General features: G+C 71.8%; 14 protein-coding genes. 10 read left to right on the top strand and 4 right to left on the bottom strand.

Annotated elements, in window-relative coordinates; all coding sequences use genetic code 11:
• Nucleotides 1-46 precede the first annotated feature (46 nt).
• Both BLW76_RS36975 and BLW76_RS36970 read left to right on the top strand, forming a co-directional pair.
• The gene (locus BLW76_RS36975) at nt 47-1,228 is read left to right on the top strand and encodes an MFS transporter (RefSeq protein ID WP_091316387.1); all 1,182 of its coding nucleotides are present in this window, start codon (nt 47-49) and stop codon (nt 1,226-1,228) included.
• A 186-nt stretch (nt 1,229-1,414) separates the two neighbouring features.
• Nucleotides 1,415-2,593: a sensor histidine kinase gene (locus tag BLW76_RS36970; protein WP_244170714.1), complete on the top strand. Its 1,179-nt coding sequence runs from the start codon at nt 1,415-1,417 to the stop codon at nt 2,591-2,593.
• Here the strand turns inward: BLW76_RS36970 and BLW76_RS36965 are convergent.
• Nucleotides 2,567-3,205 (bottom strand): histidine phosphatase family protein, encoded by a 639-nt coding sequence (locus BLW76_RS36965; RefSeq protein WP_091316385.1) that lies wholly within the window; start codon nt 3,203-3,205, stop codon nt 2,567-2,569. The two genes, BLW76_RS36970 and BLW76_RS36965, sit on opposite strands and share 27 nt — an antisense overlap.
• Nucleotides 3,206-3,262: 57 nt before the next feature.
• Between BLW76_RS36965 and BLW76_RS36960 the strand changes: the two genes are divergently transcribed.
• The 7 genes from BLW76_RS36960 to BLW76_RS36930 all read left to right on the top strand — a co-directional run bounded on the left by BLW76_RS36960 (nt 3,263) and on the right by BLW76_RS36930 (nt 16,816).
• Entirely contained in the window at nt 3,263-5,290 is a 2,028-nt protein-coding gene (locus BLW76_RS36960) for a bifunctional copper resistance protein CopD/cytochrome c oxidase assembly protein (RefSeq protein WP_091316383.1), read from the top strand.
• 130 nt (nt 5,291-5,420) lie between these two features.
• On the top strand, nt 5,421-7,097 hold the full coding sequence (ettA, locus tag BLW76_RS36955; protein ID WP_091316381.1) for an energy-dependent translational throttle protein EttA: 1,677 nt from the start codon (nt 5,421-5,423) through the stop codon (nt 7,095-7,097).
• Between the two features lie 16 nt (nt 7,098-7,113).
• Entirely contained in the window at nt 7,114-9,753 is a 2,640-nt protein-coding gene (locus tag BLW76_RS36950) for a hypothetical protein (RefSeq protein WP_425266037.1), read from the top strand.
• 728 nt (nt 9,754-10,481) lie between these two features.
• Complete coding sequence (locus BLW76_RS36945) at nt 10,482-15,470, top strand: NAD-glutamate dehydrogenase (RefSeq protein ID WP_091316380.1); 4,989 nt, start codon at nt 10,482-10,484, stop codon at nt 15,468-15,470.
• The gene (locus BLW76_RS36940) at nt 15,467-15,886 is read left to right on the top strand and encodes an acyl-CoA thioesterase (protein ID WP_091316378.1); all 420 of its coding nucleotides are present in this window, start codon (nt 15,467-15,469) and stop codon (nt 15,884-15,886) included. The genes BLW76_RS36945 and BLW76_RS36940 overlap by 4 nt, the downstream gene beginning before the upstream one ends.
• Nucleotides 15,879-16,514, top strand: a complete 636-nt coding sequence (locus BLW76_RS36935; RefSeq protein ID WP_091316376.1) for a DUF8010 domain-containing protein — start codon at nt 15,879-15,881, stop codon at nt 16,512-16,514. Before BLW76_RS36940 ends, BLW76_RS36935 begins: the two co-directional genes overlap by 8 nt.
• 53 nt (nt 16,515-16,567) lie before the next feature.
• Nucleotides 16,568-16,816 carry a hypothetical protein gene (locus BLW76_RS36930; protein WP_091316374.1) on the top strand — a complete coding sequence of 83 codons (249 nt, stop codon included), beginning with the start codon at nt 16,568-16,570 and terminating at the stop codon, nt 16,814-16,816.
• A 524-nt stretch (nt 16,817-17,340) separates the two neighbouring features.
• Here the strand turns inward: BLW76_RS36930 and BLW76_RS36925 are convergent.
• The 3 genes from BLW76_RS36925 to BLW76_RS36915 all read right to left on the bottom strand — a co-directional run bounded on the left by BLW76_RS36925 (nt 17,341) and on the right by BLW76_RS36915 (nt 20,358).
• Complete coding sequence (locus BLW76_RS36925) at nt 17,341-18,891, bottom strand: glycoside hydrolase family 13 protein (protein ID WP_091316372.1); 1,551 nt, start codon at nt 18,889-18,891, stop codon at nt 17,341-17,343.
• Complete coding sequence (locus BLW76_RS36920; RefSeq protein WP_086840497.1) at nt 18,888-19,271, bottom strand: globin; 384 nt, start codon at nt 19,269-19,271, stop codon at nt 18,888-18,890. The genes BLW76_RS36925 and BLW76_RS36920 overlap by 4 nt, the downstream gene beginning before the upstream one ends.
• A gap of 100 nt (nt 19,272-19,371) precedes the next feature.
• Nucleotides 19,372-20,358, bottom strand: coding sequence for a mechanosensitive ion channel family protein (locus BLW76_RS36915; protein ID WP_244170487.1), 987 nt, complete (start codon nt 20,356-20,358; stop codon nt 19,372-19,374).
• Between the two features lie 355 nt (nt 20,359-20,713).
• Between BLW76_RS36915 and BLW76_RS36910 the strand changes: the two genes are divergently transcribed.
• Complete coding sequence (locus tag BLW76_RS36910) at nt 20,714-21,211, top strand: HNH endonuclease (protein ID WP_091316370.1); 498 nt, start codon at nt 20,714-20,716, stop codon at nt 21,209-21,211.
• Nucleotides 21,212-21,330: the final 119 nt, after the last annotated feature.

Raw genomic sequence — 21,330 nt, 5'->3', positions numbered from 1 at the left:
TTTCTGAAGCGCTTAAGTCACGCTGGAAGACACGAAAGGGGGACCCATGCGGGACCGGATCGCGGTGTTCACCGTGTTCGCCCTCAACGGGCTCGCGCTCGGCTCGTGGGCGTCGCGCACGCCCGCGCTGGCCGCCCAGGTGCACGCCTCACCCGGGGTTTTCGGCCTCGCCCTGCTCGGCGCCAGCGTCGGGATGCTCGCGGCCGCCTCGGTTTCGGGGCGGCTCATCGAACGGGCCGGTGCCCGCGCCGTCGTCGCCGGGAGCACCGCGCTGGCCGCCGTCTCGCTCGTCCTCGTCGGGCTCGCGCCGAACGTGCCCCTGCTCGCCGGGGCGCTGCTGGTCATCGGCGTGAGCGTGGGGATGCTCGACGTCGCCATGAACGTCGCCGCGGTCGCCGTCGAACGGCGGCTGCGCAAGCCGGTCATGGCCGTCTTCCACGCGGGCTTCAGCTTCGGGGCGCTCGCCGGTTCGCTGGCCGCGGGCCTGGCCGCCGGGCACGGGTGGTCGCCCGCCCGGCACCTCGGCGTGGCCGCGGTCGTCGCCGTCGCCGTGCTGCTGGTCGTGGTCCGCGCCGTCCCCGGCAGCCGCCCCGAGCACGCCGAAACGCCCGCCGTGCCGCCCGGCCGCGCGCCGATCCGCCGTCCCGTCCTGTGGCTGCTCGCCGCCGTCGCGCTGTGCTCGGCCATCGCGGAAGGCGCGTCGTCGGACTGGTCGGCCCTGCTCATGACGGCCGAACGCGGGGTCGGGCAAGGGGCCGCGGCACTCGCCTTCGCCGGGTTTCAGCTGGTCATGGCGCTGACCCGGCTGGCGGCCCCGTGGGCGCAACGCCGGTTCGGCCCGACCCGCTGCCTCGCCGCGGGTGCCACGCTCGCCGCCGCCGGGCTGGTCGCCGCGGCCGCGATCCCGGTCGCCGCCGTCGGGTTCGCCGGGTTCGCGCTGGCCGGCGCGGGTCTCGCCGCGTCCTTCCCGATGGCACTCGGCCTCGCCGGTGACGCGGGGAAGCGCGGTGACGGCTCCGGCGGCGAGCGCGAGCTCGGCTTCGTCACGGCCATCGCCTACACCGGCTTCCTCGCCGGCCCGCCGATCATCGGCGGCATCGCGCAGGTGACCGACTACAGCGTGGCGTTCGTGTTCGTCGCGGTCGTCGCCGCGCTGATCCTCCCGGCCGCGGTCGCCGCCCGGCGGTCGCGACGGCGGGAGGAAGCGGACGCGATGGTCGGCCGGTAGCCGTTCCGGACACGAAATCCGTGCCGCAACCGGCGTTTCCGCCACGCCCGGGGCGTTGACAGCCTCGTGGTGCGCCAGGCAAGCTGAACCCCGTCGGTAAACTGAAATGAATACGGCGACGTTTCAATTTCAGGTCGGCTGATCAAGGCGGGGGCGCCTTGATCCGGGGAGGACGTCGTGAGAGTTGTGCTGCTCGGCGGCGCGGGGGCGCTCGCCGGCCGGAGCGGGCGGTTCGGCGGGACGGGGCTGACGCTCGTGCGGGACGCCGTCCCGCGGCTCGTGCTGGTGCCCGTCGCCTTCCGGCTGGCGCTGTTCCTGCAGGCCGTCTGGTCCGGCGGTCCGCTGAGCGCGCCGGTGCTCTGGGGCGCGATCGCCCTCTACCTGGTGCCCAACCTGCTCGAAGTGGCCTGGGTCTTCCGCCGGGCCACCGGGATCCGGCCGGTGCTGGCCGCCGATACCGCGTACACGCTCGTGACGAGTCTCGCCGCGGCCGTGTTCGCGGCGCAGTCACCCGAGCTGCTCACGCTGGCCTGGCCGAACATCATGGGCACGGTCATGGTCTGGACCCTGCTGCGCGGCGCGCCCGCGGGGGCCGTCGCGATCGCCGGCGCGCTGCTCCTGCGGTACGGCATGGCCGCCGTCTCGGGCACGTCGGCGCCCGCCACGTGGATCCTGCTCGCCCTGGTCGCGGCCGCGGTGACGGCGCTGGCGATCGTGCTGCTCGTCGCCGGCTCCGTGCGGTTCGCGCTCGGCCTCGGCGAGCAGCGCGGCCGGGCCGCCGAGCGGGAACGGCACCGCCGCGACGTCCACGACACCGTCCTGCAGGTGATGGAGTCCCTCGCGTTGCCCGCACCCGGCGACGCGCTCGACCCGCGCGGCAGCCTCGACCAGGTCCGCCGCACCGCCCGCGCGCACGCCCTGCGCCTGCGGCTGAGCCTCGACGGCGACGCGCCCGCCGAGCCGGGCGGGCTCGAACACCGCCTCGGCGCGCTGGCGGTCGAGATGACGGCGGACGGCCTCCGCGTCGATCTCGTCGTGCTCGCGAAGCCGGCCGACGTCCCCGAAGCCGTCGTCAACGCTCTTCACGACGCAACCCGCGAAGCACTGCGAAACACCTTGAAACACGCGAGGACGGCGAAGGCCGTGGTGTGCCTCGAAGAGCGCGAAGACGTCCTGACGGTGTCCGTCCGCGACCACGGCACCGGCTTCGACCTCGGCGCGCGCCGCGCCGGCTTCGGCATCGAGAACTCGATCCACGCGCGGATGGCCGAAATCGACGGCGACGCCCGCATCGACTCGGCGCCCGGCCACGGCACCCGCGTCGTGCTGACCGCGCCGCTAAAGCTGGGTTTCCCCGTCGGGTGAGTCCCGCCACTGGGCGAACGGACGGTCCAGCGTCCACTTCCCGTCGGACTCGGACAGCACGCGGTATTCGCAGGTCGCCGGGTTGGACAGGGACTCGAACAGCTCGATGCTCCAGCCGAAGAGACGACGGCACAGCAGCCGCAGCGTGAGCCCGTGGGAGACGATCAGCACCGTCTCCGGGTGACTTTCGTCGCGCATCCGCAGGTCCGAGAGGAACGCCGCGACGCGGTCGTCGACATCGGCGCCCGATTCGCCGAACGGCAGCCGGTAGAAGAAGTGCCCGAACTCGTGCCGCCGCGCCTTCTGGACCTCCTGGTCGGCCGGGTCCTGCAGGTTGCCCCAGTCCTGCTCGCGCAGCCGCGGTTCCGGCACCACCCGTTCGCACGATGCCCGGATGTCCAGCAGCCGCAACGTCTCCCGGGTGCGCAGGTACGGGCTGACGTACACCGCGGGCCGGGCGCCGTCGAGCAGCCGCACGATCTCCGGCGCCACCGCGCGGGCCTCCCGCTCGCCCTTCTCCGTCAGCGGCAGCGCGTGGTCGGGGATCCGCGTGTAGGCTAGCTCGTCGACGTTGCCGAGCGACTCGGCGTGCCGCAGCAGGATCATCTTCACGGCGCCCATCCTGCCCGTCACACGGGCCTGACCGGGGCGGGGCATACCCTCAGGGGCGTGTCCGCCACGAAATCCGACGTCCCCACCCAGCGCCGGGCCAGTGTGCTGCCCCTGCTCGTCGTCGGCGTCCTGCTGGCCGCCGTGGTCGCGATCGGCCTGATCGCGCTGACCGGCGGCGCCGGCTACGCCATCGCCGGCCTGCCCGACCCTGGGCTGGTCACCAAGTACGGCATCACCGTCATGCGCGTGCTGGCCGAAAGCGCGTCGGTGATCTGCGTCGGGGCGCTGCTGCTGGCCGCCTTCCTGGTGCCGCCACAGAAGTCGGGGACGCTCGGGCCCGAGGGCTACGGCGCCCTGCGCGCGGCGGGGATCGCCGCCTGGGTGTGGTTCGCCGCGGCCCTGCTGTCGGTCGCCTTCACCGCCGCCGACACCGCGGGGAAGCCGTTCGGCGAGGTCTTGGACCCGCAGACCCTGCTCGACCTCGTCGGCGCCATCGAACAGCCCAAGGCGTGGCTGTGGACGGCGCTGATCGCGGTCCTCGTCGCGCTCGGCTGCCGGCTCGCGCTGTCCTGGGGCTGGACGGCGGTGCTGTTCTTCGCGGCCGTCGGCGGCATGGTCCCGGTCGCCGTCACCGGGCACTCCGCCAGCGGCGGCTCGCACGACGTCGCCACCAACAGCCTGCTGTTCCACCTGGTCGCCGCCGCGCTGTGGGTCGGCGGCCTGGTCGCGCTGCTGGCCCTGGGGTACCGGCGCGGGGGCCACCTGAGCCTGGCCGCGCAGCGGTTCTCCAAGCTGGCGCTGGTCTGCTGGATCGTGATGGCGCTCTCCGGCGCGGTCAACGCGCTGGTCCGGATCGGCCTCAACGACCTGTTCACCACCGACTACGGCCTGCTGGTCGTGGCCAAGACGGTCGCGCTGCTGCTGCTCGGGGTGTTCGGCCACCAGCAGCGCGAAAAGGGCGTCGCGAACCTCAAGGACGGCACAGACGGCCGGGGCGGTGCCCAGCTGCTGCGCCTGGCCTCGGTCGAGATCCTGATCATGTTCGTGACCATCGGCATCGCGTCCGGGCTGGCCAGGACGCCACCGCCGGCCGACGCGGTCACCCAGCCGTCCACCACCGAGCTGCTGATCGGCTACGACCTCGACGGCGCGCCGACGGTGTGGCGCCTGCTCTTCGACACCCGCTTCGACCTGGTGTACGGAACGCTCGCACTGGTATTGGGCGGCCTGTACCTGGCCGGCGTCCGGCGGCTGCTGCGCCGCGGCGACACCTGGCCGGTCGGCCGCACGATCGCCTGGATCGCCGGCTGCGTGGTGCTGCTGATGGCGACGTCGTCGGGCATCGGCCGGTACGCGCCCGCGATGTTCAGCGTCCACATGGGCAACCACATGCTGCTGTCGATGGTCGCGCCGGTGCTGTTCGTGCTCGGCGGCCCGGTGACGCTCGCGCTGCGGGCCCTGCCGGCCGCGGGCAAGGACGCCCCGCCCGGGCCGCGCGAGTGGCTCGTCGCCTTCGTGCACTCCCCGGTGTCGCGGTTCCTCACCCACCCGGTGGTCGCGCTGCTGCTGTTCGTCGGCTCGTTCTACGCGCTGTACTTCTCCGGCCTGTTCGACAACGCGCTGCAGTACCACTGGGCGCACCTGGCGATGAACGCGCACTTCCTGCTCGCCGGGTACGTCTTCTACTGGCCCGTGATCGGCGTCGACCCGTCGCCGCGGCGGATCCCGTACCTCGGCCGGCTCGGCATGATGTTCGCCGCGATGCCGTTCCACGCGTTCTTCGGCGTGATCCTGATGAGCAAGCAGACGGTCATCGGCCAGGCCTTCTACAGCCAGCTGCACCTGCCGTGGGTCACCGACCTGCTCGCCGACCAGCGGCTCGGCGGCGGCATCGCCTGGGCCGCCGGCGAGGTCCCGGTGCTGCTGGTGCTGATCGCGCTGCTGGTGCAGTGGTCGCGGCAGGACGAGCGCGAGGCGAAACGGCGTGACAGGCGTGAAGCGGCGACCGGCGACGAGGAGCTGAACGCCTACAACGCGATGCTCAAGAACCTCGCCGACGGCAAGCGACCCTCGGGTTCCAGTTGAGGTTGAGCCGCCGTCCGGCTGCCGGGAAAACGGCCGTTTTGCTACTCTCGCCGTGATCTCGGGCTGACTTTCGGTAGTCCGACGGTGACCGCCGTCGAGGCGCGATCAAGCGCGCTCTACGATCGTGGGTATGGCCGAGTTCATCTACACCATGAAGAAGGTGCGCAAGACCGTCGGGGACAAGGTCATCCTCGACGACGTCAGCACCGCGTTCTACCCCGGCGCCAAGATCGGCGTGGTCGGGCCGAACGGTGCCGGTAAGTCCACCGTTCTCAAGATCATGGCGGGGATCGAGCAGGCCAGCAACGGCGAAGCCTTCCTCCAGCCCGGCGCCTCCGTCGGCATCCTCATGCAGGAGCCGGAGCTCAACGAGGAGAAGACGGTCCGCGAGAACGTCGAAGAGGGCCTGGGCGAGGTCAAGGTCAAGCTCGACCGCTACAACGAGGTCCTCCGGCTGATGGAGACCGACTACAGCGAAGAGCTGCTCGAGGAGATGGGCAAGCTCCAGGAGGAGCTCGACCACGCCGACGCCTGGGAGCTCGACTCGACCGTCGAGCAGGCCATGGACGCGCTGCGCTGCCCGCCGCCGGACGAAGGCGTCTCCCACCTCTCCGGTGGTGAGCGCCGCCGGGTCGCGCTGTGCAAGCTGCTGCTGTCGGCGCCCGACCTGCTGCTGCTCGACGAGCCCACCAACCACCTGGACGCCGAGAGTGTCCTGTGGCTGGAGCAGTTCCTGGCCCGCTACGCCGGTGCCGTGCTGGCCGTCACCCACGACCGGTACTTCCTCGACAACGTGGCCCAGTGGATCATGGAGCTCGACCGCGGCCGCGTCGTCGGCTACGAGGGCAACTACTCGACGTACCTGGAGAAGAAGCGCGAGCGCCTCGAGGTCCAGGGCAAGAAGGACGCGAAGCTCGCGAAGCGCCTGAAGACCGAGCTCGAGTGGGTCCGGTCCAACGCCAAGGCGCGCCAGACCAAGTCGCGCTCGCGCCTCGACCGCTACGAGGAGATGGCGGCGGAGGCCGACAAGCACCGCAAGCTCGACTTCGAAGAGATCCAGATCCCCCCGGGCCCGCGGCTGGGCAACGTCGTGGTCGAGGTCGAGAAGCTGCAGAAGGGCTTCGACGGCCGCGTCCTCATCGACGGCCTGTCGTTCAACCTGCCGCGCAACGGCATCGTCGGCGTCATCGGCCCGAACGGCGTCGGCAAGACCACGCTGTTCAAGACCATCGTCGGGCTCGAGGAGCCGGACGGCGGCGAGGTCAAGATCGGCGAGACGGTCAAACTGTCCTATGTGGACCAGAACCGCGGCGGGATCGACCCGAAGAAGACCGTGTGGCAGGTCGTTTCCGACGAGCTGGACTACATCCACGTCGGGCAGACCGAAATGCCGTCGCGGGCGTACGTCAGCGCGTTCGGCTTCAAGGGCCCGGACCAGCAGAAGCCGGCGGGCGTGCTCTCCGGTGGTGAGCGCAACCGGCTCAACCTGGCGCTGACGCTCAAGCAGGGCGGGAACCTGATCCTGCTCGACGAGCCGACGAACGACCTGGACGTCGAGACGCTGGGCTCGCTGGAGAACGCGCTGGAGCAGTTCCCCGGCTGCGCCGTCGTGATCTCCCACGACCGGTGGTTCCTCGACCGGGTCGCGACGCACATCCTGGCCTGGGAAGGCACCGACGAAGACCCGGCCAAGTGGTTCTGGTTCGAAGGCAACTTCGAAGGGTACGAGAAGAACAAGGTGGAGCGGATGGGCGCCGAGGCTGCCCGCCCGCACCGTGTCACCCACCGCAAGCTGACCCGCGACTGAGGGGGCGGGTTTCCCCGTGGAAGCCAGCAAACAGCACCGGACGGGCCCGCTCTCCGCTCCGTCGAACGCCGCCTCCGCGGGAGGGCGTACGTCGGCGGAGAGCGGGCGCTCCGCGCATGCCGGGGGAACCCTCTCCGCAGTCGGCAGGCTGATCGAACGCGCGGACGCGCTGCACCTGCGCGCGCCCGAGCTCGCGCTCGTGCTCGGCGAGCGCGCGGCGGCGTTGTCCGAAGCCGCCGGCGCCGACGAACAGTGGATCCGGGCCGAGAGCCTGGTCGTGTCCGCGCGCGTCCGGCTCGGCGAGCGGCCGGGCACCGTCGGCCGCGCGGTCGCGGCCCTGAGCGCGGCCGAGCACGCCGGCTACGGCGACATCGCCGCCCGGCTGCGCATCGACCTCGCCGTGTGCGCGCGCAGCCTGGGCGTGCCGCTGACCGGGCTCGCCGCGCTGCGGCCGGTGCTCACCGACCCGGTCGTCTCGCCGGTGCACCGCGCCGCGGCGCTGTGCCACCTGGTGGGCTGCCTCGGCCAGCTCGGCCGCAAGTCGGAGCTGGACCGCGTGCTCGTCGAGGCGGACAAGCTCGTCGTCGGCGACGACTCGCTGGGCGCCGACACGCAGCTGCTCGTGCGGGCGCTGCTGCGCGTCGGCACGGCCGCGCACCGGCGGCGCCACGGAGACCTGACGGCGGCGGCCGACGCGGCCCGGACCGGCCTGGGCTTCCTGGAGCGGCTCGACAACCCGGCCGACGACGGCGGCCTCGTCCGCATCCGGCTGGTGCTGCTGCTGGTCAGCACGCTGCTCGACCGCGGCGACACCGAAATGGCGTACGAGATCGCGGAGCCGGTGCTGGCCGAGCCGGTCCGGGCGGCAGGCGTCGCCCCGATGGGCTGGCTGCGGCTGGCCGTGGCGACCCGGATCCACCTGCCCGCGGGCGCGGGCGAGGCGGCGATCGAGCTGGTCCGCGAAGCCGTGGCGAGCACCGACCGGCACGGGCTGTCGGCGGTCACCGCGCGGTTGTGGCTGGAGCTGGCGCAGCTGCAGGAGCGGTTCGGGCAGGCGGAGGAGGCCATCGCGTGCCTGTACCGCTCGCGGGCGGCCGAGCAGCTGCACGCCCGGGCCCGGCGGCAGGCGTGCAGCGTGCTGGCCGGCGAGTTCGGCACCGGGGAGCCGGCGTCGATCGACCTGGACGAAGTGCTGAAGGCGGTGCCGTCGCGGCCGATCCCGGTCGTCGCGGCCGAGCCTGCGCCGGTGGCGCAGCCCGCGCCGGAGCCGCCTGAGCCGCGGACGCCGGCGTGGTCGTTCGGGCGCGAGGAGGCACCGTCGCGGCCCGAGCCCCGGCAGCCGGCGGCGCCAGCGTGGTCGTTCGAGCGGCCGCGGGTGACGGCGGACGCGGCCGAGACGACGCTGATGCCGGCCGTGCGGGACGAACCCGCGCCGCCGGGGCGCCGGTCTGTCGAGCGGGCGGAGCCTCGGGTGCGTCCGGAGCCTCTGGTGCGGCCGGAGCCGGTCGTCGAGCCGGTTGCCGTGGAGCGGGCTGTCGTGGAGCGGGCCGTCGTGGAGCGGGCTGTCGTGGAGCGGCGGCCGGAGTCTGGCGAGCGGGCGCCGGAGGTTCGCCCGGAGCCGGTCGAGGTGGCGCGGCGAGAGCCGGAGTTTCGTTCGTCGTCTGCTGAGCGGCATTCGGAGCCTGCCGAGCGGCGGCCGGAATTTCGATCGGAGCCCGTCGAGGGGCGGTCGGAGTTTCGTTCATCGCCTGCCGAGCGGCGTGCGGAGTTTCGTCCGGAGCCCGCTGAGGTGCGGCCGGTGCGGGAGCCGGAGCCCCGGCCCGTGCCTGCCGAGCCGGAGTCTCGTCCGCAGCCGGCCGAGGTGCGACGGGCGCCGGAGCCTGCCGAGCCGCGGCCGCGTCAAGAGGCCGGAAACCGCCCCGCGCCGGAGCCCGTCGAGCCGCCGGCCGCCGAAACCGGCAAGACCAAGTTCTCCTGGGCCGCGCTCGCCGAAGCCCGGCTGCGCGAGACGGCCGCCGAGCGCGAGTCGGCGCCCACCCGCATCACGCCGGCGTTGCCGCTCGCACCCGAGCCCGCCGCCGAGCGGGAACCGTGGGCGTCGGAGGCGCGCCGTTCGGAGCCGCAGCCGTCGACGCGCCACGACGCCGAGCACGGTTCGGTGGCCGCGCGGTCGGTGCTGGACCGCCTGGGCATCTCGGCGGCCGGGGGCGCCGGGGGCCGCCGCCGGGCCGAAGACGCCGAAAGCCCGCGCGCGGAGGAGCCGGCCCGGCCCGAACCCGAGCTCGCCCCACCGCCGCGGCCGGAGGACGAGCCGCCCTCGGTGCCGGACTACCGCGACGAAGCCGAGCCCTGGCTGCCGCGGCTGCGGATGCCGCCGTCGCTGGAGCCGATGGAGGACTTCGGCCACTGGACACCGGCGACGGCCCCGTTCCCGGAGAGCTACGCCCGCGCGATCTCCGAGGACGAGCCCCCACCGGACGCCGGCCTCGCCGACCTGCTCGCCCGAGCACTGGCCGAGCACCAGGCAGGCACGGCAAGCGCGGCGGCACTGGTGAAGCAACTCGGCTCCCAGGACACGACCCGCCGCAACGGCCACGGCCGCAACGGCCACGGCGCCGAGGTGTCCGATTCCCGCGGCCACCGGTCGCGCGACTGACCGCGGACCGGCAGCAAACCGACCCCCGCGCGGGCAGGGTTCCGGCAAAGTTGTCCGAGCAGCCGCGCTGCTGGGCTCAGCCGGGCGTGGCAGCGGGTTCGAACGTCATGAAAGTGTCTTTCATGACGTCTGGCGCAGTGAACGAGTCGTTCACTGCATCGGCGACAGCTCCACCGGCCTTCGGCCACCCGGTGAAGGGTCACTCAGCGATCGACTTTGCCGGAACCCTGCCCCGCGGGGGCGCCCCCCGTTTTCCACGCTACCGGAGACCACCGACAGTTTCGGCGTGGAAGGTCGCCCACGGCCTTGGCCTCAAAGGGCCCCACCGGGGAGTTCACCCCGGCCGCGTCCCGGTCGGTGAGACGCCCCGCTGGAGCGCCGACCTGCTGCGGCTCGAACACAGTGGGATCCGTCGCACCCCGGCGTCGCCGACTGGCCGACACCGTTCGCCGAGCGGTGTCACACCCGGCTAGCTGAACCGATCACGTCGAGCCCACGACGAACCGAACCCGGCGGCCACGGCTGGTCACAGCCGCGCGGAGGCTTGGAACGCAACCCGTCAGTAGCTTGACCGATCACGCGAATCCCATGCCCCGGAAGGGTTTCCGCGCGCCGGGGAACCTCCGGGTCTTCATGTGTTCCCCGACCCCGGCGCATTAGTGTGGGGTGGCCGGCTCAACGCGGAACCGGCGCGGTGCCACCTCACGCAAACTGGAGTGTTGTCTCAAATGAGCTCGACCGGAGTCTCGTCCCTACCCGGAACCGGAGCGGACGCCGAACCCGAATTCGGCAGCCCGCGCTCCTCGGCCAGCCCGGAGCAGATCAGGGACGACCTGATCGACTCCGCCGCCGGGCTGGCGCCGGAGATCGGTGAGCTCATCCGCCTCTACTACCGGCACATCCCGCCGGAGGAGATCGTCGGCGACGAGGCCGTCAACCTGGTCGGCGCCGTCCGCTCGCACCTGCAGCTGGCCAAGCACCGGATGCCCGGCCGCCCGGCCGTGCGGCTGCTGAACCCGACCGTCGCCGAAGACGGGTGGGCCCGCGAGGCCACCGTCGTGCAGGTCGTCACCGACGACATGCCGTACCTCGTCGACTCGATCGCCGCGGAATTCGCCCGCGACGGCGTGCAGGTGCAGCGCATAGTTCACCCGATCGTGGTGGTCAGCCGCGACCTCACCGGCGAGCTCCTCGAGGTCCACCCCGACGCGGACCCGGCCGAGCCGCCCGCGAACGCGGCCGCCGAGTCGTGGATGTACATCGAGATCGACTTCGTCACCGACCGCAACCGCGCCCGCGAACTCGACAACCGGCTCTCCAGCGTGCTCGGCGACGTCCGCGAGGTCGTCGAGGACGCCGAAAAGATGGCCCAGACGGCCTGCCAGCTGGCGAGCGAACTCGAGAACGACCCCCCGAAGCTGGCGAAGGACGAGGTCGCCGAAGGCGCGCGGCTGCTGCGCTGGCTGGCCGACGGCCACTTCACGTTCCTCGGCTACCGTCGCTACGAGCTGGTCGACAACCCCCACCCGGACACCGACGAGCCCGCCCTGCGCGCGGTCCTGGCCTCCGGCCTCGGCGTGCTGCGCCAGGACAGCCTCGCCGCCCGCGGCCTGACCGCCGGCCCGGACACCGCCGCCAGCGCCCTCGCGCCCACCCTCCTGGTGCTGACGCAGGCCAGCGCGCCCTCGACCGTGCACCGCCCGGTCTACCCGTACTACGTCGGCGTGAAGACCTTCGACGCCGCGGGCAAGGTCACCGGCGAGCACCGCTTCCTCGGCATGTTCACCACCACCGCGCTGCACGAGAACGTCCTCGACATCCCCGTCGTCTGCAAGCGGGTCCGCGAGGTCATCCACCGCGCCGGCTTCCCGATCGAGTCGTTCTCCGGCCAGCGGATGCTGGAGATCCTGCAGAACTGGCCGCGCGCCGACCTGTTCTCCGCCGACACCGACTCGCTGTACTCGACGACGACCGGCGCGATCACGCTCTCGGACCGCCGCCGGCTGCGCCTGTTCCTGCGCCGCGACCCGTACGGCCGCTTCTACTCCTGCCTCGTCTACCTCCCGCGCGACCGCTACACCACGCGCTCGCGGCTCGCGATGCAGGAAGTCCTGCTCGAAGAGCTCGAAGGCACCCAGCTCGAGTACAGCGCGCGGATCGGTGAGACGGTCCTGGCGCAGGTGCACTTCGTCGTCCACACCGACCCGGCGCGCCGCCTGGAACCGGACACGCTCAAGATCCAGGACCGGCTGAACGACGCCGTCCGCACCTGGGACGACCGGATGGTCGAGGCCGTCCTCGACGAACGCCGGGAGCGCGCCGACGGCGGGGTCGCGGTCGGGATCGTCGGCGAGGAGTCGGCCACCGAGCAGGGCCAGCGCTTCGCGATGGTCTTCCCCGAGGGCTACAAGGAGGACTTCACCGCCGAAGAGGCGCTGGCCGACCTCCGCTCGCTCGACTCGCTCACCGACGAAGGCGACCTCGCGCTGTCGTTCTACCAGCCCGCCGACGCCGCGCCGGGGGAGCGGCGCTTCAAGCTCTACCTGCGCGGCGAGGGCGTCACGCTCTCGAAGGTGCTCCCGGTGCTGCAGGCCATGGGCGTCGAGGTGGTCGACGAGCGGCCGTACGAGCTGCACCGCGAAGACGGTGGCGCGTGCTGGATCTACGACTTCGGCCTGCGCGTCGACCAGAAGATGCTCGACGAGTCCGACGAGCACGCCGTCGAAGAACTGCGCGGCCGGTTCCAGGACGCCTTCGAGGCCGCCTGGCGCGGCGACGCCGAGGTCGACGGCCTCAACGGCCTCGTGCTGCGGGCCGGCCTCACCTGGCGCCAGGCCGCCGTGCTGCGCGCCTACTCGCGCTACCTGCGCCAGGCCGGCAGCGCGTTCTCCCAGGACTACATCCAGAACACGCTGCTGAACCACACGCAGGTCGCCACCAAGCTCCTGCGGCTGTTCGAGGCGAGGTTCGACCCGCAGCTGTCCGACGCCGACCGCGAGTCCGCGACCGACGCGCTGGCGAGCGAGCTGAACGCGATGATCGACGAGGTCACCAGCCTCGACGAAGACCGGATCCTGCGGCGCCTGATGGCTGTCATCCGCGCCACGCTGCGCACGAACTACCACGTCAGCGCGGCCGACGGGACTCCCCGCGAGTACCTGTCGATCAAGCTCGACCCGGCCGGCGTGCCCGACCTGCCCGAGCCGCGGCCGAAGTTCGAGATCTTCGTCTACTCGCCGCGCGTCGAGGGCGTGCACCTGCGCTTCGGCGAGGTCGCGCGCGGTGGCCTGCGCTGGTCGGACCGCCGCGAGGACTTCCGCACCGAGATCCTCGGCCTGGTCAAGGCGCAGGCGGTGAAGAACGCGGTGATCGTGCCGGTCGGCGCGAAGGGCGGCTTCGTCGTGAAGCGCCCGCCGGCCCCGAGCGGCGACGCCAGCATCGACCGCGACGCCCAGCTCAACGAGGGCATCGCCTGCTACCGCATGTTCATCTCCGGCCTGCTCGACCTGACCGACAACCGGATCGAGGGCAAGACAGTGCCCGCGCCGGGCGTGGTCCGGCACGACGCCGACGACTCCTACCTGGTCGTCGCGGCCGACAAGGGCACCGCGAAGTTCTCCGACATCGCCAACGAGATGTCGGCGAAGTACGGCTTCTGGCTCGGCGACGCCTTCGCGTCCGGCGGTTCGGTCGGCTACGACCACAAGGCCATGGGCATCACCGCGAAGGGCGCCTGGGAGAGCGTCAAGCGGCACTTCCGCGAGCTGGGCAAGGACACCCAGACCGAGGACTTCACCGTCGTCGGCATCGGCGACATGATGGGCGACGTCTTCGGCAACGGCATGCTGCTGTCCGAGCACATCCGGCTGGTCGCGGCGTTCAACCACATGCACGTCTTCCTGGACCCGAACCCGGACGCGGCCACGTCGTTCGCGGAGCGGCGCCGGCTGTTCGACCTGCCGCGCAGCTCGTGGGACGACTACGACCGTTCGCTGATCAGCGAGGGCGGCGGCATCTACCCGCGCACGGCGAAGTCGATCCCGATCAGCCCGCAGGTCCACGCGGCGCTCGGCCTCGAGGAGGGCGTCACCGCGCTGGCGCCGATGGACCTGATCCAGGCGATCCTGCTGGCGCCGGTCGAGCTGCTGTGGAACGGCGGCATCGGCACCTACGTCAAGGCGGAGAGCGAGTCCCACCAGGCTGCCGGGGACAAGGCCAACGACGCCATCCGCGTCGACGGCAAGCAGCTGCGCGTCAAGGTCTTCGGCGAGGGCGGCAACCTCGGCCTGACCCAGCTGGGCCGGATCGAGTTCGCCCGCAGCGGCGGCAAGATCAACACCGACGCGCTCGACAACTCGGCCGGCGTCGACTGCTCCGACCACGAGGTCAACATCAAGATCCTGCTCGACCACCTCGTGCAGACCGGCAAGCTGGAGCGCGAGCAGCGCAACGAGCTGCTGGAGGAGATGACCGACGAGGTCGGCGCGCTGGTCCTCAAGGACAACTACCGGCAGAACGCCGTCCTCGGCGTCAGCCGGGCGCACGCCGCGCCGATGCTGTCGGTGCACGCGCGCCAGGTGCAGGCGCTGGTGTCCGCGGGGGCCTTCGACCGCAAGCTCGAAGCGCTGCCCACCAACTCGGAGTTCCGGGAGCTGGAGAAGGCGGGCAAGGGCCTCACCTCGCCGGAGCTGGCGACGCTGCTCGCGCACGTCAAGCTGGAGCTGAAGGACGAGCTGCTGGCCAGCGACCTGCCCGACTCGAAGGTGTTCGCGGCCCGGCTGCCCGAGTACTTCCCGACGCCGCTGCGCGAGCGGTTCGGCTCCGCGATCGGCGAACACCCGCTGCGCCGGCAGATCATCACCACGCTGATCGCCAACGAGGTGGTCGACGGCGGTGGCATCTCGTTCGTCTACCGGCTCATGGAGGAGATGAACGCGACGGCGACGGACGCGGTGCGCGCGTACGCGGTCGTCACGCGGGTGTTCGACCTGCCCTCGCTCTGGCAGGAGATCGACGCGCTCGACAACGTCGTGTCCACCGACGTCGCCAACAACATGGTGCTGGAGACGCGGCGGCTGCTCGACCGGGCCGCGCGCTGGTTCCTCACCAACCGGCCGCAGCCGCTGGCCCCGCTGTCGGAGATCAAGCGCTTCGGCCGGGTGCTCGACAAGCTCGTGCCGAAGATCGGCGACCTGCTGCGCGGCCGCGAGGCCGAGTCGGTGCAGGCGCACGCGGACGAGCTGATCGAAGCCGGGGTGCCGGCGAGCCTGGCCCGCCGGGTGTCGCTGCTGCTGCACACCTACGGCCTGCTCGACGTCACCGAGGTGGCCGAGCTCGCCGAGCAGCAGATCGGCGTGGACGCCGTGCACAGCCCGGCCGAGACGGCGGAGCTGTACTACGCGCTCTCGGCGCACCTGGACATCGACTCGATGCTCACCGAGATCAGCAAGCTCGAACGCGGCAACCGCTGGCACGCGCTCGCCCGGCTTTCGCTGCGCGACGACGTCTACGGTTCGCTGCGGGCGATCACGCTGGACGCGTTGCGGCACAGCGATCCCGGTTCGTCCGGCGACGCCAAGATCGCCCAGTGGGAGAAGACGAACGCCTCGAGGCTGCAGCGGGCGCGCGTCGCGCTCGACGAGATCACCAAGTCGGGCCGGCTCGACCTGGCGACGCTGTCGGTGGCGGCGCGCCAGATCCGGAGCACGGTGCGGTGACCTACGTATCGCTGATCCGTCCGCGCTGGACGGACATGGACGTCTACGGCCACATCAACCACGCGAAGATGGTGACGCTGCTCGAAGAGGCACGTATCCCGCTGCTGTTCGAGGGGGCGACGAAGGCGGGGCTGGACCAGCTGCCGAAGGGTATCGTCGTGGTCCGGCTGGAGGTGGCGTACAAGGCGCCGATCGTGGTGTCCGGCCAGCAGCTGCGCGTCGACATTGACCTGACCGAGCTGCGCGCGGCGAGCTTCACGCTGGCCTACCGCGTCCGCGGCGGGCCGTCGGCGGACGACCCGGTGGCGGTCACGGCGGAGACGGTGCTGGCGCCGTACGACACGGTCGCGCTGCGGCCGCGTAGGCTCACCCCGGCCGAGTCGGAGTTTCTGAAGCAGGGGTTCGCGGATGCCTGAGTTGTTCGTGCCGGACGCGGCCGACCGGGAGACCCTCGGCGCGTTCGTCGCCCGCGCGGTCCGGCTGGACGGCCAGACGGCCGTCCGCCTGCGACAGCGCGGCGACGGCGTGGTCGAGGCCTGGACGGCCACGCCGTTCGAGTGCCTGGCCACCCGAGCGGTGGCCGGCGACGTGACACCCGGCGACGTCACGGTGTCCGGCAACGAGCTGCTGGCGGCCTTGACGGTGGCGGGCGGCCCCCGCATGGACCCGGGCCCGGCCCGCGACCTGCTCTGGCACGGCGAGCTGCCACCGTCGGGCCGCTGGCCGCTGGTCGACGAGCTGCCCGCGCGGGTGGTCTCGGAGCTGGCGGACCGCGGAGTGACGCTGGCCAGGGACAACGCGGGCCCGCACGGCACGCCCCCGGCGTCCCTGATGGACCAGGCGGTGCTGACGGTGACGGGCGAGTCGGTCGAGGTCAAGGTCCAGATGCGCTGCCTGTTCGCGATGTCCGGAATGGGTTTCGTGGATTCGGACGTGGAGGGTGACGTGGTCCGCGTGACGGCGACGGATTCGTGGCTGCGCCTGGACGCCCGGTACGGGGCGATCGTGCGGCGCCGGCACGCGCTGTTGCCGCTGCTGTTCTGACGAAGTCCTTACGGCGGCCACCGCTCCCGGCCGAGCGGTGGCACGCTGGTCGCATGGCCCCGGACGAAGACCCGACCGCGGAGTTCCTGGATTCGGTGCGTGCCGAAGAAGCTCCGTGGCGGACGGACCGTCCGGCGGGTGAGCGGGCACCATCGCCCGCGGAACGACCTGAGAGGTGGGGCCGCACGCGCGCGGCGGGCCGGGCGGCCGCCCAGGCGGCGCCCTACCTCCAGGCCGCGGCGTTGGTGGCCTGGCTGGCGAGCGGTGCCTTCGACGACGGGCCGGGCAACCAGACCGGCTGAAGCCCGCGCCGCGCAGGGCCCGCCCTCCCTGGGCGGGTTCCGGCAAAGTCACGCCGCGAGCGGCTCGCCCGTAATGATCTTGATCCGGCGTGTGGCTCCCGACCGGCAACTCCGCGCACCCCGATCCTGCCGGCGGCAGCAGCTGATGCCCCAAGGCGGCCTTCGGTGCGTTCAACGCACCCAACGCCGCCTTCGCTGCATCACAGCCCGCAACAACCGTCCCCATAGCCCCGGCAACGACACCACTCACCCCACCGCGACCGCAAGCCACCCACGACCGGCACCAACTCGACCAAGAACGTCATGAACGACCCGTTCACGACAACGCAGCTCCCACCGGCCGGCCGGAAAAGCGCCCGGCCGGAAAAGCGCCCGGCCGGAAAAGCGCCCGGCCGGAAAAGCGCGCGGCCCGCCCTCCCTGGGGGCTGCCCCCGCTTCCAGCGTATCGGCAGCGACCGACGAAAAACCGAAAGAACCAGCCACCGGCCCGAGTTGTCCACACCCACCGCGGATTGTGGAAAGCCTCAGACCAGCCAGGCGGCCGAGTCCGCAGGCAACCTGCCCTCCACCAGCGGACTGCTCGCCAACAAAACGTCACCCGGCGGCAACGCAATCGGCGAAGCCGACGTGTTCAAAGCACAAACCAGCCCACCCCCACGCCGCCGGAACGCGAAACACCCGGCCGGTGCGCCGTACCACTCCAGCTCGTCCCCGCTGAACGCCGGGTGCGTCTTCCGCAGCTCGATCGCCGCGCGGTACAGCGACAGCGTCGAGTCCGCGTCCTCGATCTGCTTCTCCACCGTCAATCCTGCCCACGAAGCCGGCATCGGCAGCCACGTGCGCGGGTTGCGCGAGAACCCGAACGGTGGCAGATCGCCCTCCCACGGCAGCGGTACCCGGGAAACGTCTCGCCCGAACTTCGCGCCGCTGGTCTTGGCCCGCGGGTCGGCCATGTCCGACGGTGACAGCGGAACGTTCGCCAGCCCCAGCTCTTCGCCGTTGTACAGGTACACCGCGCCCGGCAAGGCCAGCTCCACCAACGCCATCGCCCGCGCGCGGCGCACGCCGAGGGAACCGCCGCCGTAGCGGCTCACCTGGCGCCAGACGTCGTGGTTGCCCAGCGTCCACGTTGCCGGGGCGCCCGTGCGGGCCGGGACCGCCAGGGACCGCTCGATGGCCGTGCGCATGGCGTCGGCGTCGAAGTGCGTGAGCACGAGCCGGAAGTTGAACGCCAGGTGCAGCTCGTCGGGCCGCAGGTAGCGCGCCAGCCGCTCCTCGTCGGTCACCCAGATCTCGCCGACCGCCATCGCGTCCGGGAACTCGTCGAGGACCTTGCGGATCATCTGGTGGATCTCGTGGACGCCGTCGTGGTCCCACCGCGGGTCGTAGTAGTGGCTCGGCCCCAGCGGGTTCGCGCGCGGGTCCATGTCCGGCAGGCCGGGCGGTTTGGCCATGCCGTGCGCGACGTCGATGCGGAAGCCGTCGACGCCGCGTTCGAGCCAGAACCGCAGGGTGCGTTCCAGGTCGGCGGCGACCTCCGGGTTGGCCCAGTTCAGGTCCGGCTGCTGCGGCGCGAACAGGTGCAGGTACCACTGCCCGTCCGGCACGCGCGTCCAGGCCGGGCCGCCGAACGTGCTGACCCAGTTGTTGGGCGGGTCTTCGCCCTTCGGGCCGACGCCGTCGCGGAAGATGTAGCGGTCGCGCTCCGGGCTGCCCGGCTTCGCCGCCATCGCGGACTTGAACCAGGCGTGCTGGTTGCTGGTGTGGTTGGGGACCACGTCCACGGTCACCTTGATGCCGCGCTTGTGCGCCTCGGTGAGCAGCACGTCGAAGTCGCCGAGGGTGCCGAACACGGGGTCGACGTCCCGCGGGTCGGCGATGTCGTAGCCGTGGTCGGCCATGGGGGAGCGGTAGAAGGGCGTCAGCCACAGCGCGTCGACGCCCAGCAGCTCCAGGTAACCGAGCCGGGAGTGGATGCCTTCCAGGTCCCCGACGCCGTCACCGTCCGAGTCGGCGAACGAGCGTACGTAGACCTGGTAGAAGACGGCGTCCTGCCACCAGGCTCCCCGGCTCATACGAAGCTGTTCATCATGCTGTGCGCGGCCATCTCCAGATACGCCCAGAGCTGCCCGCGGTACGGCTCTTCCAGGTTCTCTTCGTCGACGGCGATCCGGATGCAGCGAAGCCAGGCATCCCGCTCGAGCGGCCCGATCTTGAACGGCGCGTGCCGCATCCGCAGCCGCGGGTGCCCGCGCTGGTCGGAGTAGGTGTGCGGGCCGCCCCAGTACTGGATGAGGAACAGCCGGAAGCGCTCTTCGGCTGGCCCGAGGTCTTCTTCGGGGTAGAGCGGGCGGAGGATCTCGTCGCGCGCGACCTCTTCGTAGAACCGCCCGACGATCCGGCGGAACGTCGGTTCGCCGCCCACCGCTTCGTACAGGTTCGCCGGTTCGCTCACTGCAGACACGCCTTCCATTTTGCCCCTGGGGTGCGGGTTCCCGACGCCCGGTCCGTTCGGTCCCGGTCCGTCGCGAACCCGCTCCCCAGCGTAGTGGCGCCTACTTCCCGGGAGCCGGGGCCGCGGGCGGGAACAGCCGGCCGAGCGGCGGGTCGAAACCGGCCTCCTCCAGGGCCGCCAGCAGCTGGGCCCGCAGCGCCCGCTGCACCGCCCACTGCTTGCCCGGCCGCACCTTCACCGTCAGGCGCAGGGAGAGACCCTCCGGTGTGACGCTTTCCACACCCAGCATCTCCGGCGGCTCGAGGACGTTGTCCTTCAGCGCTTCGCTCTCGGTGGCCGCCGAAGCCGCCTCGCCGAGGACCGTCGTCGCGCGCTCGACGTCGGCCGTGTAGCCGAGCGGCACGTCCACGACCGCCACCGCGAAGCCCTGGCTCGAGTTGCCGACGCGCAGGACCTCGCCGTTGCGGACGTACCAGACCGTGCCCTTGACGTCACGCAGCGTCGTGATCCGGAGGCCGACCGACTCGACCGTGCCGGACGCCTCGCCGACGTCGACGACGTCGCCGACGCCGTACTGGTCCTCGACCATCATGAAGATCCCGGACAGGAAGTCCTTGACCAGGTTCTGCGCGCCGAACCCGATCGCGACGCCGATGATGCCCGCCGACGCGATGATCGGGCCGAGGTTGATGCCCAGTTCGCCCAGCACGAGGATGAACGCCAGGCCGTAGATCAGGAACGTCGCCATCGACTTCAGCACCGAGCCGATGGTCTTCGCGCGCTGGCGGCGCCGTTCGATGATGGCGGAGCCGAGCACCTCCGGCGCGCGCTCGCGCAGGGGACGCAGCATCGACGGGAGCTTGCCGCCGGTCTTCGGCAGTGTCGTGACGCGGTTGATCAGCCGTCTGACCAGCAGCCGGACCAAGAACGCGATCACGATGATCATGAGGATCTTGATCGGCTTGGTGATCAGCCAATTCGCCGAACCCGCCAGCCACTTGTTGTTCGTGACATCGAAGACCTGGTAACAGAACGTGCTGGGGTCCTGGATGCACGGCGGGTCGGCGGAGGGGAGCAGGGAGAGCACGGGGGTTCGTTCATCCTTCCGATCGGGTCGGGTAGCCCAACGTCGAGTGGATGTTGGGTCGCGCGGATGTGACACGTCTTGTAACACACGTGCGCTGGGGGCCTGTTCTGTGGTCGACTATGCCTACGCCCCTGGAGGTGGTCGAGTGCCAGACCGACAACCCAGCCCCCGCGGCGCCTCCGGCCGAGCCACGGCCGACGAGGCGCCAGAGGTGGTCCTGCGTGCCTACCCGGGGGGTTCCGCATCCGGCGGAGCAGTCCCGGCCGGGCCGGGGACCCGCCCAGGGGGAGTGACCCGCCCGCCCGGACAGCGTAGAGGCCGGGATCCGGCCGCCCCGGCCTGGGGGCGGCGCCGGGTGCTCCTGCTCAACGCCACTTTCGAGCCGCTGACGGCGCTGCCGCTGCGGCGCGCCGTCGTGCTCGTGATGTGCGGCAAGGCCGAAGTGGTGCACGGTGACCCCGGGGGGATCGAGCTGCACTCGGCGAAGGTCTCGCTGCCGGTGCCTTCGGTGATCCGCCTCAGCACGTACGTCCGCGTACCGTATCGGGCCCAGGTGCCGCTGACCCGCGCGGGGCTCATGCACCGCGACCGGTACCGCTGCGCCTACTGCGGCGGGCGGGCCGAGACGATCGACCACGTCGTCCCGCGCAGCCGGGGTGGCCCCCACAGCTGGACCAACTGCGTCGCCTGCTGCGCCAAGTGCAACCACCGCAAGGCGGACCGGCTGCTCTCGGAGATCGGCTGGCGGCTGCGGGTCGTCCCGCGGGCGCCCCACGGCCCGCACTGGCGGCTGCTCGCGCACTCCAAGGAGGCCGATCCGCTCTGGCGGCCGTATCTGGGCTCCGCCGCCTAGTTCTTCGGGGGTGGAGCCCCCTGGACAAGCCGGCGCCCCGGCTGCCTGTGCGGCGGCCGGGGCGAGCCGGGTGCTTGCGCGCGGTGTTCAGGTAGTGCGTGCGGCCCTGGAGTACGGGG

This window comes from Amycolatopsis tolypomycina, from assembly GCF_900105945.1.
Lineage (GTDB): Bacteria > Actinomycetota > Actinomycetes > Mycobacteriales > Pseudonocardiaceae > Amycolatopsis > Amycolatopsis tolypomycina.
Note: the sequence above shows the minus strand (reverse complement) of the source record. Positions and strands in the feature narration are given on the sequence as shown.

Excerpts from the sequence above, each read along its gene's own strand:
- BLW76_RS36945 (WP_091316380.1), top strand. The coding sequence starts at position 10,482 with ATGAGCTCGACCGGAGTCTCGTCCCTACCCGGAACCGGAGCGGACGCC.
- BLW76_RS36930 (WP_091316374.1), top strand. The coding sequence starts at position 16,568 with ATGGCCCCGGACGAAGACCCGACCGCGGAGTTCCTGGATTCGGTGCGT.
- ettA (WP_091316381.1), top strand. The coding sequence starts at position 5,421 with ATGGCCGAGTTCATCTACACCATGAAGAAGGTGCGCAAGACCGTCGGG.
- BLW76_RS36975 (WP_091316387.1), top strand. The coding sequence starts at position 47 with ATGCGGGACCGGATCGCGGTGTTCACCGTGTTCGCCCTCAACGGGCTC.
- BLW76_RS36935 (WP_091316376.1), top strand. The coding sequence starts at position 15,879 with ATGCCTGAGTTGTTCGTGCCGGACGCGGCCGACCGGGAGACCCTCGGC.
- BLW76_RS36925 (WP_091316372.1), bottom strand. The coding sequence starts at position 18,891 with ATGAGCCGGGGAGCCTGGTGGCAGGACGCCGTCTTCTACCAGGTCTAC.